The organism is Vibrio sp. MOR3 (genome assembly GCF_001557775.1).
Classification (GTDB): Bacteria; Pseudomonadota; Gammaproteobacteria; order Enterobacterales; family Vibrionaceae; genus Vibrio; species Vibrio jasicida.
In genome coordinates, this window is sequence record NZ_LNRD01000019.1 from 16819 (window position 1) to 31125 (window position 14307).

Sequence of the window (14307 nt, forward strand, 5' to 3'; positions counted from 1 at the left end):
GCAGTGCTCGCTTTTACACATTAAAACTTTCACCACAACCGCAAGCACTTTGTACTTTAGGGTTGTTGTACTGGAACATCTGGTTCAACCCTTGTGAAACGAAGTCCACTTCTGTTCCATCGAGATAAGGCATGGCATCAAGAGGCACAAATAACTTGGCTCCTAGATGCTCGAACTCAAGATCGCCTACGACTACTTCATCCACTGTGGAAAGCACGTACGCATAACCTGCACAACCTGACGGCTTAATTGTGAGTCGCAAGCCACAAAGAGAATCATCCTTTTCGAGCAACTTGTTAATTTGATTAGCAGCTTTATCGGTCAGAGTCAGCCCTTGCCAACTGTTGCTAGGATCGAAGCTGTCTACTGAATTGACTCCCACCATGACTATTCACCTATTTAAAAACAATAAAACATTGAGAATGATAGTTATTATCATTTGCGCATTCAACCATAATGAATTTATGGGATTAAGGCATGCTGCTCGGTCACAATTTGGAATAGAAACGAAATGGGATTTAGAAAAGAAAAAAGAGTCTGAGGCGAAAGTGGAATATAGGCGGTGTATTCAAAAAAGCAGCTCCATCAAAGAGCTGCTTTTCACATTTAATTCAATAATTAAGCATTAAGGGCTTGTTCAAGATCTGCCAAGATGTCATCGATATGTTCAATACCGACAGACAAACGAATCATCTCTGGAGAGACGCCTGCTTGCTTTTGTTCCGCCTCACTCAACTGTCGGTGTGTAGTTGATGCAGGATGACAAGCAAGCGACTTCGCATCACCAATGTTCACCAGTCGCTTGAATATCTTAAGCGCATCGTAAAAACGTACACCCGCCTCGTAACCGTCTTTTAAACCAAACGACAAGATCGCCGACGGCTTACCTTGCATGTATTTCTCTGCCAATGGATAGAACTCAGAATCTGGCAAGCCTGCGTAACTTACCCAACTCACTTTATCGTGCTGGCTTAAGTATTCCGCAACTTTGAGTGCGTTTTCGGTGTGTCTCTCCATACGCAGCGACAGCGTTTCCAGCCCCTGCATCAACATAAACGCATTCATCGGTGACAAAGCAGAACCGGTATTACGCAAAGGAACGGTACGAGCACGGCCAATAAACGCTGCCTCTCCAAATGCCTCGGTGTAAACCACGCCGTGGTAAGAAGGTTCAGGTTGATTAAATACCGGGAAACGATCTTTGTGCTGCGCCCAAGGAAACTTGCCAGAATCAATGATGATGCCACCTAATGTCGTACCGTGACCACCCACATACTTAGTCAGTGAATGCATCACGATATCTGCACCAAATTCGATTGGTTTACATAACACAGGAGTTGCGACCGTATTGTCAACAATCACAGGCACGCCCTGCGCATGAGCCAACTCAGCAACACGTTCAAGATCGATGATATTGCCAGCCGGATTACCAATGCTTTCACAGTAAACCGCTTTGGTATTCTCATCGATAAGCTCAGCGAGACTTTCAGGTTTGTCATCCTTGGCAAAACGTACCTCAATACCTTGGTTCGGCAACATATGTGCAAATAAAGTGTAAGTGCCGCCGTATAGCTGAGGAGTAGAAACGATGTTATCTCCAGCTTGCGCTAAAGTGAGAATGGCATAGTTGATTGCTGCACTACCAGCACTCACGACAAGACCAGCAATACCGCCTTCCAATGCTGCCATGCGCTTTTCCAACACATCATTGGTTGGGTTCATAATTCGAGTGTAAATGTTTCCCGGAACTTCGAGGTTAAACAGGTCAGCACCATGTTGAGCGTTATCAAACTCATACGCAACGGTCTGGTAAATCGGTGTCGCAACAGATTTGGTTGTTGGGTCTGTTTCGTAGCCAAAATGGATTGAGAGTGTTTCGTCTTTCATGCATCTTCCCTGAACTATTGAGTGAATGGTTATTCTTTTATATTGCCGATTTTTTCAGCAAAGAAAAGTAGCTCAAGTCACAGGGAGAGGATTGGTTTTAGAAAGTACTTATCAAGATATGAATTGCACAAAGCAAAACCGCCTCGAATGAGGCGGTTTTATATTGAAGACTAAAAGCTAGTTTTTAGTGCGGCTTTTACTGCTTTATTCAGTTTGCCTAAAACTAGTTCGAATACCCAACGGATAAAGGAGTAAGTAAATTTAATCGCAATTTGGGCGACTTTACCTGCAAACACCAACATATGACCAAGTAAGCCTTTTACGCGAGAGGCAAATTCACTAGAAAGTTCTGAGATTTTTACCATTGAGCGCGCCATCGCATCGTAGATAGTTGCGATTGCAGCACCACCACTTTGCAATGCAAAGACTGTTGCTGCAAAGCCACCATCAATTAACAGTGTAAGGATTGCCGCTGAAATCTTATCTGCCCAATCAGCAGAAGGTTTCGCTTGCAATCGATTCTCGTAATTCAGGACAACACGTTTAAAAGCTGAGTTCGCTTTTTGAAACCCTAGGCTATCCCACGTTGCTGATTGTGTGTAAGAACTATATTCCGACATAAAATGCGCGCTAGGAAGCAGTCCTTGTGCACGATTTAATATGTATTCTGAACCATCATAAGGCACATGATAAAAAGGCCACACTGGCGCTTTTGTCACTGGGTCTGCACCATTCACACAACGAAAATGGGACGATATGCGCGAGGATGAGTTAACAGAAAACGGCTTCATTCCCACTCTTGGTGAGCCAAAGGTATACAAATTCACTTTTCCTTTAAACTCAGGGGAAGCCGATATCCAGTTCGCAGCCAAAGTGGCAAGTGCGCCACCTAAACTGTGTCCGACGCAATGAATAGTACCATTACCAACAACTGGATTATCACGCAGAAAACGAGTTAGGCCCTTTTTCATAGAATAGAAAGTCGTTTGAAACCCAGAGTGCACGATCTCTCCTGTCCCCGTCCCCTTTCCACTGCAAGTTAAGTCGGTAATTCCATCTGCTAACCCTGCGGTACCTCTAAAAGCTAGGACTAAGTCGTTCTTGTGACGCTGACTTTTTCCTTTCCCCAACAAAGCAAATCCAGTTTCAGGACGAAAGAAAAAACCACCAGATGTACCGACTTCTACTTTCGAAAAACTAAAGTGATTATCAACTACAGCAGGCAGTTTCACACGTTCAAGATTATGCTTTACCTCATAAGCAGTAATGCTTAGTTCACTAGCCATTAAAGGAGAAATAGCGCTCATTTATTACTCTTCCTTGCTCTTGCTTTTTAACACATGGGTATCAGTCGTTTCATCATATTCGTATGTATCAATTTTCTGATTGTGCCAATCACATACAGAATGAACAGGTGTGCGCCTATTACTATCAGAATATATTTCAACTTCATGAATTCGCTTACTGTTTGATAATTCACAATCTACGTTCATTAGCATCCAACGCAGTGATTCCGCACCCTCAGTTGGTACCCATGCGCCCCAGATCTCTTTCTTTTCAGAGTCGCAATCGACACAGATGTTTTGATAGACCTTCAAACTACCTCCAAAGAGATCTCCAGGAGCACTTGAACGAACAACGAGCCGTTCGAAAGAGAACTCTCCTAGTTCATTGGTCTGAACTTCGTCTGATAAGGTTTTGCCTTTTTTGTACCCTTCGTAATAAAGCTCTCGATGAACCGTTAACCCAGCTTGTGGAACGCCATCAAGCTTGATAACACCACGAACTTCTGGAGACATTTCCACATCGTATTTTTTGAACGGCCAAAACATTGCACTTGCTCCTACCGAAAATAGAGCTAGGGCCAACATAAGAGAGATTCTTTTAGCCATAGTCTTTCTCATCCATTGATTAATTTTTGGATGATATGGAAAAAGAAGACAGAGTGAGAGGAGTTAATAAACGGAAGGCAATTTGTGGGAAGCAATTCGAAGTATCATGTAATTAAGAAATTTATTTTTATTATTTCTTAAAAACTTGTGCCAATTCTCTCTCTACATAGATGATTGAACTTGCTGTAAAAGCCAACGTCTAAATCGTGCTGTAGGCTCACTTTTGGTATTAATGATCAGGTAGTATCCTGCGTTAGCATCCACTGGTTCAAATGGCGAGACTAAACAACCACTTTCAAGTTCATCTTCCACCAGCGCCATACGTGCCATTGCTATCCCCACTCCAGCTTCGGCGGCAGACATTGCCATATCCGTACGATTAAAGAAGTGCCCTACCTCTGTTTTGAAATCAAACCCCATGCTTGATGCCCAGTACAGCCATTCATAGTCACGCGGAGCCTTATCCCATGGCATAGCATCGTGCAGTAACGTCGCGTCTCGCCATTGTTCTGGTGACGCTTTAAGAGTTTTTAGCCACCTATGATCCTCAAGGTATTTTGGGCTCATCACCGGTAGAAGTTGCTCATTGAGAATCCGCTCTGCGCTTTTATCTCGATAGGGATGAGAACCATAGTCTATCGCAACGTCATAGTCCTTTAGCTCACTATTCACTAGGGCTCCCTCTGCAAAAATCTGCACTTGGAGATCGGGGTTTTCTAGATGAAAGCTTTCAAGGCGTGGAACTAACCATTTAAACGCAAAAGAAGGCGTTAGCTTGAGGCGAATTTCATTGTGGGGCTTTTCAATTTGCAGCTCTTTAAGTGTCTTTCCTAGTTCTGAGAAGTGGAATTGTGAGGATTGATACAGCTGTAATCCTTTAGGCGTCAGTCGAATTCCGCGCGAGTGGCGTTCAAACAAAGTAAAACCAAGCTGTTCTTCTAACTGAATGATTTGCTGGCTGATCGCCCCTGTCGTTAGGTGCAATGCCTTTGCAGCACTGGTAAAGCTGCTGTGTTCCGCCACTTGGCTGAATAACCACAATCCGCTAACGACACTGCTTTTCATCTTTGAGCCTATAGTTTTTCTAAACGCTGAATGTAATTTATATCGATTGTTAACAAAAGGTAAAGAAGAGAAACTGCGCAACATCGAAAATGTGTGGAGCGCATCAATGGAAGTCATCGTAATAGGCAGTGGTGTTATCGGCTTAACCTCGGCGTGGTATTTATCTCAGGCAGGCTATCAGGTTACCGTGATCGATCGTCAACCAAGCAGTGCGATGGAAACCAGCTTCGCTAACGCCGGGCAAATCTCTTATGGTTACTCTTCACCATGGGCTGCGCCGGGGATTCCACTCAAAGCCATAAAGTGGCTCACTGAAGAGCATGCACCACTCAAAATAAAACCATCTCTCAGCCCGGAGCTTATCCGCTGGGCAACGCAAATGGTGTCGAACTGCACTTTGTCCCGCTATCAAATCAACAAAGCCCGAATGCTCTCTATCGCCAATCATAGCCGCGCGTGTTTGGAGCAGTTGCGCCGTGATCATGCGATTGAATACCAAGGGCGGCAGTTAGGCACCTTGCAAGTATTTCGCTCTCAACAGCAGCTCGATGCCATAGAGAAAGACCTTGAGTTGTTAGAGCAAAGTGGTACACGTTTTCAGTTAATGGATGTCGAACAGTGCATCAAGCAAGAACCAGGATTGGCATTAGTAAAAGAAAAATTGGTCGGTGGGTTATATTTACCTGATGACGAAACGGGTGATTGTTTTCAATTCTGTCAGCAGTTAACAGAGCTAGCAAAAGCCCATGGTGTAAGGTTTGAATTCAATACGGAGGTGAGCAATTGGGTTACCGTAGGCAAAAAGATCATGGGTGTCCAAACGGACCGTGGTTTGTTTAAAGCAAACCAGTTTGTCCTTGCCTCTGGCAGCTATTCTACAGCGTTACTCAAACAGCTTGAGATCGACATTCCTGTTTACCCCGTCAAAGGATATTCACTGACGGTACCAATTGAATGTGAGCAATTTTCGCCTCGTTCTACCGTCATGGATGAAACCTATAAGGTCGCAATGACGCGCTTTGATGACCGTATTCGTGTCGCAGGAACCGCTGAGCTAGCAGGCTTTGATCCTTCGTTGCTGCAAAAGCGCAAAAATACGATTGAAATGGTGATTCGAGATCTGTTTCCGCAAAGCGCCGATTTTACTAAAGCCGAGTTTTGGAGTGGATTTCGCCCTATGACACCCGATGGTACGCCCATTATAGGGACAACACCTTACAAGAATTTGTTTACAAACACAGGGCATGGCACGCTCGGTTGGACTATGGCTTGTGGCTCAGCTCAGATACTAACAGACGTCATCATGAACGCCGTTCCCAAAGTGACAAATCACTCAGAATTGAACCTGAGTCGTTACGCCTAAACACCTGCAAACCATTTCAAACAGTGCATTACTCCATAAGTTGAATAGCATTCAGAAGATATAACTATCATCTCTCGCGGAACATTTTCATGACAATGTTCTGCATATTCAATCAATTCATTGTTATTTCCAATAAAAACCACACAGATACATAACAAGAACCAATTTTTAACAATATTTAACCATTCTGTGCCCATCATCACGCTACAAGGGATTTTTAGTCAAAAAGGTTAACAATTGCATTACAAAAAAGGGTAATGTGTTGTACGAAAAACAACCACAACCATAACAAACAGGGAAAATACTCATGCAGTCATTAGTTGATTTTCTGAATGGAATTATCTGGAGTCCGGCACTGATCTATCTGTGTCTTGGCGCTGGCTTGTTCTACTCGATCATGACGCGCTTTGTGCAGATTCGTCACTTCTTTGAAATGTGGCGCTTGCTACTTAATGGTAAGAGTTCAACCAAGGGGATTTCATCATTTCAGGCTTTGGCCGTTTCACTATCTGGCCGTGTAGGTACAGGTAACATTGCAGGTGTTGCTGCTGCTATCGGCTTCGGTGGCCCAGGTGCAGTATTCTGGATGTGGGTTGTTGCCTTCTTTGGTGCAGCAACGGCGTACGCAGAATCAACACTCGCACAGATTTACAAAGAGGAAGACGAAGGCGAATTCCGCGGTGGTCCAGCTTACTACATCGAAAAAGCAATGGGTCAGAAGTGGTACGCATGGGTCTTCGCTATCGCAACCATCTTTGCATGTGGCGTTCTACTTCCCGGCGTTCAATCAAACAGTATTGGTAACGCAGTAGAAGCAGCCTTTGGCTCAGGTGACATGATTGAAACCGCTATTGGTACCTTCAGTTTCGCTAAAATTTTCACTGGTACGGTTGTCTGTGTCATTCTTGCTTTCATTATCTTTGGTGGCGTAAAGCGCATCGCAAACTTCACGCAGATTGTGGTTCCGTTCATGGCGCTGGCTTACATCATCACCGCGTTCGTTATCATCCTACTTAACATCGGAGAGATTCCGCGTATCGTTGGCATGATCATTGGTGATGCATTCACGCCGATGGCTGGTATTGGTGCTGCGATTGGTTGGGGTGTAAAACGCGGTGTTTACTCTAACGAAGCAGGTCAAGGTACTGGCCCTCACGCAGCAGCGGCAGCAAGTGTTGACCACCCAGCACAGCAAGGTCTTGTTCAGTCATTCTCTATCTACATCGATACGTTGTTAGTATGTTCAGCAACCGCGTTTATGATTCTTATCACGGGTGCATACAACGTACAAGGCGCAGTAGAGGGTTCATTCTTAGTGCAAAACCTACCTGCAGATATCGGTGCTAATGGCCCTGTATTTACACAGATGGCGATTGAGAGTGCGCTACCTGGGGTTGGTAAACCATTCATCGCGGTTGCCTTGTTCTTCTTCGCCTTCACGACGATTCTGGCTTACTACTACATCGCAGAAACGAACATCGCGTACATCCGTCGCACTGTAAAAGTAAACGGTCTGATGTTCATTCTGAAGCTGGTACTCATCTCTGCGGTATTCTACGGCACCGTGAAGACTGCCAACCTTGCGTGGGCAATGGGTGATGTGGGCGTAGGTCTAATGGCATGGCTGAACATTGTCGGCATTCTGATCATTTTCTTCATGTCGAAGCCTGCACTAAAAGCGCTGGCTGACTACGAAGAGCAACAGAAACGTGGTGTGACTGAGTTTACGTTCAACCCAGTAGCACTTGGTATTAAAGGCGCGACTTACTGGGAAGAGAAGTACAAGCGCAAAACAGGTAAAGCACCAACCGCAGAAAGCGATACAACAGAAACGGTAGAGCAACCATCTACCTAATGCTTCACTTAACATCCTCCCCCAATGGGTTGGCAGGTATATAAGAAAAAGCAGTGGTCCGAACAACGGACATTAAAAAAGGGTTAGCCAGTGGCTAACCCTTTTCTTTTGCATTCAATTCGAAGCGATTATGCAGCGATTTCTTGCGTAGCAACTTGTGGCTTTTGCTTTTCGCCAACAGGAAGTACGGTACGGCCGTATTCGTTGTTTAGTACTTGAGCCATTGCAAAGTAGATTGCGCTCGCGCCACAGAAGATACCTTCGAAGCCTGCGATAGTACCGATCAGCTCGCTACCAGTGAAGTCACGTGCCGCTAGTAGGAAGAACAGGATAGTAAGAGAACCGAATACTACTTGCTTCGCTACTGGGTAGCATAGAGAGCCAATGAACATGAAGCCAGTGAAGATACCCCATAGTAGTAGGTACCAACCCATGAAGTGTGCTGGGCTTGCTGGAAGGCCCATGTAAGGCATTACGATTAGACCAACCAGTGTTAGCCAGAATAGGCCGTAAGAAGTAAATGCAGTCGTACCGAACGTGTCACCACGCTTGAAGCACATCATGCCAACAAGTACTTGGCTTAAACCACCGTAAAAGATGCCCATAGCCAGAATCATAGAATCCATTGGGAAGAAACCTGCGTTGTGGATGTTTAGCAGGATGGTAGTCATACCAAAACCCATTAGACCTAGTGGCGCTGGGTTAGCCAGTTTTGTAGACATGTACATTACCTTTTCAAAAATGTTGATAAAAATTGCGCGCGAATTTTAATGGACTCAAAAACAAAAGAGAAAAGACGTTATTGAAAACTTAGATTGCACAAATAAGCAACCAAACGAATAAAAAAAGACCCTGCTAAAAAGCAGAGTCTTTATAGATGGTTAGACTATTTATTGTTCAATTACTGGCAAGAGATCTCATCCCAGAACCAATTACTCTGTGTCGGTGATTCCCATACACCCGGTCCATTTTTCGCGATAAAGCATTTGCCTTGATAAGTCACTTTGTCGCCATTAGCCACTTGAGTCACACCTGGTTCCCATGCAATAAAGTCACCCGATACTGGTGGTTCAGTAACCGGAGGCTCTGTCACTGGCGGCTCGGTGACGGGTGGTTCTGTTACAGGAGGCTCAGTCGTTGGCGGTTCAGTCGCTGGTGGCTCTGTTGGCGTACCTGAGACCAATTTCCATGGGTCACCTTTAGTAGGCTCATTACCTTGTGACCACCACTTCGCTTCATATACCGCTCCCTTGTAAGAGACTTGGTCGCCCGTGTTATAAACCTTGCCAGCATCCCATGCAGCAACACCGCCTACAGGTGGGTCAACCGGATCGACTGGGTCTAATTTATCGACAACGCGAACTTCAGGCCAACCTGCATGAGATTGGTAGAAGTTGGTAACACATTTCTCGTAATCACCAGCAACCAGTGCCGAATACGCGGTTTGGAAACCAACCAACTCACATTCAAATGAGTGACCGCCCGGGCGATCTGAGTAGTACTTCCAGTTACCATCCCAGTTGGTGTAAAGCACGTCAGTGGCACCGTTAAGGTTTAAGCTACCGTAAGGCGTTTGTTGCCAACAGGTATTGGTCTCATCGGCTTCGATAGGAATCTGATAGTGCGCTGCTAGACCTTCCCAGTAACGAATGCGGTTAACTGGCTGACCTTTATCTTTGTTTTGCTCACCACACTCAATACCGCCGTTGATAACGTTGATCGTGGTACCAAATCCATAACCAATACCCGCATCAATTTCACGCTGCGATGGTACCCAAGTACGATCAATCACGTGCAGCATTGCTGGTTTTGGCGCTTGAGGGGTTAAGAAGAACCAAATCGCAGAAGCTAAGTTCAACCATGAGTCAGCGACTAAGCCCGGATTCTTCAGCAATACCGATGCATCGCCATCGAACATCACTTCAGAGAAAGCGCCGTAGTTAAAGTGGTAAGAAAGCTGTTTTGCACCACGACCGAAATACCCTTGACCAGGCTCACAAGGCCAACGCTTATTTTGCCAATCGTTCTGACCACAACCTGTGGTGTAGCCCTCTTGACCTTCTGACCATCCCATTTCACGCACATGAACCAATGCTTGTTGCCACTCTTCAAGTGCAAGCGGGTTGTCAGATACGTTATCGACCGCAATGTGACCACCGGTTTCCTGAGCAAAGTGTGCAAATGCTGTCACGATGGATTTCTTACAAATCGCGTCTGAATCACGCCCGTCAGTGTAGTCACCACAGAATGCAGGGAACTTACCGATCGCACGCAAGAAACGTGTGTACGTATACTCTGGTGCCGCCATCTGAGTAAGGAAATTCCACTCGCTCTCAGGGAAGACACGTTCAACTCGCTTAACGTTTTCCGGATTGCTTGCTGCTCCTGGAACAATCGCTTCAACAACCGTATTTGGACGAGTCTCTAGCGCTTGTGACCAAATAGCATACATAGGGTCAGAGGTTTTACTTTGCTCCATAGCTTGGATGTCGCCACGAGCAATCACGTAACCATTTGGGTTTTGTGGATCAGGTTGGATATTCATGCTGGCATGAGCTTGTGCAGCGAGTACACAACCCAATGCGAGAGGCAGATGTTTGAGTGCAAACATGTCTAATCTCCGTATTTAACAATACAATATACAAGGAATAACTAGACACATAGTGGATCATGTAGAAAAAACGCCGAGTGAAGTGAATTAATTCTGCGACGCAAATTTCATAAATAAATACTGTTACACAGTGGGTATCACAAAAACTGTTACCTCGACTCAAAAGAAAACGGGGGATAATCCCCCGCTCTCATTTATTGTTATTGATCTGCTGTTGCTTGCTCTAGCGTCGGTGAAGATTGCTGTTTAGAGAGCACCAAGTAAATGGCAAACTGCGCGACTATTGCCACCAGCACAATTACAGGAGAAGCCATCACACCCGCAACAAGGAAGCTTGTCAGAGCGATAGCGCCGTTGAGTACCGCATAAGGCAATTGAGTTCTAAAGTGCTCATACTGCTCACAACCTGCACCCGTAGAGGACAAGATGGTAGTTTCCGAAATTGGCGAACAATGATCACCAAATAAGCCACCAGATAGCACCGCACCGATACACACCAATAATGGCGCATCAATCGCGACTGCAGTTGGAATGACCAATGGCATCATGATGGCAAAAGTGCCCCATGACGACCCTGTGGCAAAAGAGATAATACCCGCCAATAAAAATGCCACCGCTGGTAATAACCAGTATGGGAAGCCAGCTTGTGCCTGCTCTGCAATGTAAGCCGCAGCGCCAAGCTCTTTACCGACAGAACTCAGCGACCAAGCGAGAACTAGAATCACCGCAACGGACATCATGTTCGACATCCCTTTTAGGTAAACCTGAATGCCATCAGAGAGCTTTCTCACGCCATAAAACGCCATCAAACTAATTAGGGTAATTGCAGCAAAGAAATACGCCGACGACAGTGCAGCACGGAAAGTTGAGCCTGCTACTTTCTGAAATGGAAAACCGTGAGGAACCAAGATTGAACAAAGCACCACAAGCATGACGAGCAGCGGTGCCCAAACAAAACTTGTTTTTGCATTTTTATGCTCAAACACATTTAATGAATCTTGCACTTTTCCAAAATCAGAACCCTGCTCCGCAAGTTGTTCCGCTTTCGCCATTGGTCCAAAATCCAGTTTGAAGAAAGAGACAATCGGCACAATCGCGATCGCTAAAAAGGCATAAAACTGGTAAGGAATCGCGCCAATAAAGGCATCCCAATCACTGATACCCACATCCAGTGCAGCAAACTCTTTTTGAATCAGGCTCATGATGTAAACGCCCCAACCGATGAAAGGGATCAGGATAGCCACGGGGGATGAAGTGGAATCAATAATAAACGCAAGTTTCTGGCGAGAGACTTTCAGCTTATCAAAAAGAGGACGAAAGACAGGACCAACAATTAACGGTGTACCAAGGTCTGAAAAGAAAATAACAACGCCGCCAAACCAAGCAGAAAGCTGCGCTTGGCATTTACTTGCAACCCACTGAGTGACCTTTTTAGCGAACGCCACGCCACCGCCAGATTTTTCCATCAAGGCCACAAAGCCACCAATAAAGACTAAGAGCAAAATGACGCCCGCATTGTAACTGTCAGTCAGTTGCGGCAACAGGTAACTTTTCATCAGTGCGCTAAACGAATCGAGCGGACCTTTATCGACGAATGTGCCTTCTAACATAGCCACACCGCTAACAACGCCGGCAAAAAGACCGACAACAACGTTTCTTGTAGTTAGCGCGAGGACTAACGTAATAATGATGGGGATGAGGGAGGTAACTTCTGCCTGTTCCATAGCAATACCAACTTTAATATTTAAACATTAAAAATGAATATACATTCAACAATCTCGCATGTATATATTTTCTAATAAAAAAGTTGAGACCTGCGTTCACACTTTTCAGGCATAAAAAAACCAGCCCGAAGGCTGGCTTTACTATTTTAATCTTTACGTCAAATACGAAAGCTAATTCCCAAAATAGTTGGAGTTGCAACTAGGCGACAAGCCATTTCAGCCCTATGAGCATAGGTTTACTATGTGATTAGGGTGAAATGGAGAAGTCAACAACGTTGCTACTTCAAATATGAAGGGAATATTATTCCCATTCGATTGTCGCTGGTGGCTTACCAGAGATGTCGTAAACCACGCGAGAAATACCTTCAACTTCGTTGATGATACGGTTAGAAACCTTACCTAGGAAGTCGTATGGTAGGTGCGCCCAATGCGCAGTCATAAAGTCGATAGTTTCTACCGCACGTAGAGAGACAACCCAATCGTACTTACGACCGTCGCCCATTACACCTACAGAACGAACTGGTAGGAATACTGTGAACGCTTGAGATACTTTGTTGTATAGGTCCGCAGCGTGTAACTCTTCAATGAAGATAGCGTCTGCACGACGTAGCAAGTCACAGTACTCTTTCTTGATTTCACCAAGAACACGAACACCTAGACCAGGACCTGGGAATGGGTGGCGGTAAAGCATGTTGTATGGAAGACCAAGCTCTAGGCCGATCTTACGAACTTCATCTTTGAAAAGCTCACGAAGTGGCTCAACAAGACCCATTTCCATGTCATCTGGAAGACCACCCACATTGTGGTGTGATTTGATCACGTGCGCTTTACCAGTCTTAGATGCAGCAGATTCGATAACGTCTGGGTAAATCGTACCTTGAGCTAGCCATTTCGCGTTTTTCAGCTTCTTAGACTCTTCATCAAATACGTCTACGAATACGTGACCGATTGTCTTACGCTTCTCTTCAGGATCCGCTTTGCCTTCTAATGCATTTAGGAAACGCTCTTCTGCGTCAACTTTGATGATGTTCAGGCCGAACTTGTCACCAAACATATCCATAACTTGTTGGCCTTCGTTTAGACGAAGCAAACCGTTATCTACAAATACACACGTTAGCTTGTCACCGATTGCACGGTGAACCAGCATCGCTACTACAGATGAATCCACACCACCAGATAGACCTAGGATAACTTCGTCGTCACCCACTTGCTCTTTAATACGAGCAACCGCGTCTTCGATGATAGATTCAGAAGTCCATAGACGCTCACAGCCACATACGCCAAGAACGAAGTTCTCTAGCATTTGTAGGCCGCCTTTCGTGTGCGTTACTTCTGGGTGGAACTGAACGCCGTAGTATTTCTTCTCTTCGTTCGCCATCGCAGCGTACGGACATGTGTCGGTCTCACCGACTTTCACGAAGTCAGCAGGAATTTCTACTACTTTGTCACCGTGGCTCATCCACACGTCTTGAGTTAACTCAAGATCTTTAAACAGTGCAGATTCACCAGAAACTTTAACTTGTGCGTAGCCGAATTCACGTTCAGTAGAACCCGCTACTTTACCACCTAGCTGCTCAGCCATAGTTTGCATGCCGTAACATACACCTAGTACTGGCACACCAGAGTCAAATACGTATTGAGGAGCGCGTGGAGAGTTATCTTCCGTTACGCTTTCTGGACCACCAGATAGGATGATACCGTCTGGATTGAATTCACGAATATCCGCTTCTTCAACGTCCCAGCTCCACAGTTCACAGTAAACACCGATTTCACGTACACGGCGCGCTACTAGCTGAGTGTACTGAGAACCGAAGTCCAAGATCAGAATACGTTGGTCATGAATATTTTTAGTCATTTTGAGCAGTCTTATAAGCTAGGTTATTAAAACGGAGGCGAGTGTACTCGCCTCT

11 protein-coding genes are annotated in these 14307 nt (G+C 45.3%); 2 read left to right on the top strand and 9 right to left on the bottom strand.

Going from position 1 to position 14307, the window contains the following annotated elements; all coding sequences use genetic code 11:
• Positions 1–13 precede the first annotated feature (13 nt).
• The 5 genes from sufA to ATB76_RS23870 all read right to left on the bottom strand — a co-directional run bounded on the left by sufA (position 14) and on the right by ATB76_RS23870 (position 4844).
• Positions 14–385, bottom strand: a complete 372-nt coding sequence (sufA, locus tag ATB76_RS23845) for a Fe-S cluster assembly scaffold SufA (RefSeq protein ID WP_045419340.1) — start codon at positions 383–385, stop codon at positions 14–16.
• Positions 386–618: 233 nt separating this feature from the next.
• A complete protein-coding gene (locus tag ATB76_RS23855) occupies positions 619–1887 on the bottom strand; it encodes an O-acetylhomoserine aminocarboxypropyltransferase/cysteine synthase (protein ID WP_061036207.1) in 1269 nt (422 codons plus the stop codon).
• 170 nt (positions 1888–2057) lie between these two features.
• Positions 2058–3194 carry a lipase family protein gene (locus ATB76_RS23860; protein WP_061036208.1) on the bottom strand — a complete coding sequence of 379 codons (1137 nt, stop codon included), beginning with the start codon at positions 3192–3194 and terminating at the stop codon, positions 2058–2060.
• A 3-nt stretch (positions 3195–3197) separates the two neighbouring features.
• Positions 3198–3779, bottom strand: coding sequence for a DUF6795 domain-containing protein (locus tag ATB76_RS23865; protein ID WP_061036209.1), 582 nt, complete (start codon positions 3777–3779; stop codon positions 3198–3200).
• Positions 3780–3941: 162 nt separating this feature from the next.
• Positions 3942–4844 carry a LysR substrate-binding domain-containing protein gene (locus tag ATB76_RS23870; protein ID WP_061036210.1) on the bottom strand — a complete coding sequence of 301 codons (903 nt, stop codon included), beginning with the start codon at positions 4842–4844 and terminating at the stop codon, positions 3942–3944.
• A 106-nt stretch (positions 4845–4950) separates the two neighbouring features.
• Between ATB76_RS23870 and ATB76_RS23875 the strand changes: the two genes are divergently transcribed.
• On the top strand, positions 4951–6207 hold the full coding sequence (locus ATB76_RS23875) for a D-amino acid dehydrogenase (RefSeq protein WP_061036211.1): 1257 nt from the start codon (positions 4951–4953) through the stop codon (positions 6205–6207).
• Between the two features lie 307 nt (positions 6208–6514).
• On the top strand, positions 6515–8062 hold the full coding sequence (locus ATB76_RS23880; protein ID WP_038881767.1) for an alanine/glycine:cation symporter family protein: 1548 nt from the start codon (positions 6515–6517) through the stop codon (positions 8060–8062).
• Positions 8063–8190: 128 nt separating this feature from the next.
• Here the strand turns inward: ATB76_RS23880 and ATB76_RS23885 are convergent, their stop codons facing one another.
• The 4 genes from ATB76_RS23885 to guaA form a co-directional block, all read right to left on the bottom strand.
• A complete protein-coding gene (locus ATB76_RS23885) occupies positions 8191–8784 on the bottom strand; it encodes a GPR1/FUN34/YaaH family transporter (protein ID WP_009705589.1) in 594 nt (197 codons plus the stop codon).
• Between the two features lie 179 nt (positions 8785–8963).
• Entirely contained in the window at positions 8964–10673 is a 1710-nt protein-coding gene (locus ATB76_RS23890) for a glycoside hydrolase family 19 protein (RefSeq protein ID WP_038869611.1), read from the bottom strand.
• A 200-nt stretch (positions 10674–10873) separates the two neighbouring features.
• A complete protein-coding gene (locus ATB76_RS23895; protein ID WP_038869610.1) occupies positions 10874–12397 on the bottom strand; it encodes a Na+/H+ antiporter NhaC family protein in 1524 nt (507 codons plus the stop codon).
• A 301-nt stretch (positions 12398–12698) separates the two neighbouring features.
• Positions 12699–14252 (bottom strand): glutamine-hydrolyzing GMP synthase, encoded by a 1554-nt coding sequence (gene guaA / locus ATB76_RS23900; RefSeq protein WP_039977093.1) that lies wholly within the window; start codon positions 14250–14252, stop codon positions 12699–12701.
• Positions 14253–14307: the final 55 nt, after the last annotated feature.

Excerpts from the sequence above, each read along its gene's own strand:
- guaA (WP_039977093.1), bottom strand. The coding sequence starts at position 14,252 with ATGACTAAAAATATTCATGACCAACGTATTCTGATCTTGGACTTCGGT.
- ATB76_RS23890 (WP_038869611.1), bottom strand. The coding sequence starts at position 10,673 with ATGTTTGCACTCAAACATCTGCCTCTCGCATTGGGTTGTGTACTCGCT.
- ATB76_RS23870 (WP_061036210.1), bottom strand. The coding sequence starts at position 4,844 with ATGAAAAGCAGTGTCGTTAGCGGATTGTGGTTATTCAGCCAAGTGGCG.
- ATB76_RS23880 (WP_038881767.1), top strand. The coding sequence starts at position 6,515 with ATGCAGTCATTAGTTGATTTTCTGAATGGAATTATCTGGAGTCCGGCA.
- ATB76_RS23885 (WP_009705589.1), bottom strand. The coding sequence starts at position 8,784 with ATGTCTACAAAACTGGCTAACCCAGCGCCACTAGGTCTAATGGGTTTT.
- ATB76_RS23895 (WP_038869610.1), bottom strand. The coding sequence starts at position 12,397 with ATGGAACAGGCAGAAGTTACCTCCCTCATCCCCATCATTATTACGTTA.
- sufA (WP_045419340.1), bottom strand. The coding sequence starts at position 385 with ATGGTGGGAGTCAATTCAGTAGACAGCTTCGATCCTAGCAACAGTTGG.
- ATB76_RS23875 (WP_061036211.1), top strand. The coding sequence starts at position 4,951 with ATGGAAGTCATCGTAATAGGCAGTGGTGTTATCGGCTTAACCTCGGCG.
- ATB76_RS23860 (WP_061036208.1), bottom strand. The coding sequence starts at position 3,194 with ATGAGCGCTATTTCTCCTTTAATGGCTAGTGAACTAAGCATTACTGCT.
- ATB76_RS23855 (WP_061036207.1), bottom strand. The coding sequence starts at position 1,887 with ATGAAAGACGAAACACTCTCAATCCATTTTGGCTACGAAACAGACCCA.
- ATB76_RS23865 (WP_061036209.1), bottom strand. The coding sequence starts at position 3,779 with ATGGCTAAAAGAATCTCTCTTATGTTGGCCCTAGCTCTATTTTCGGTA.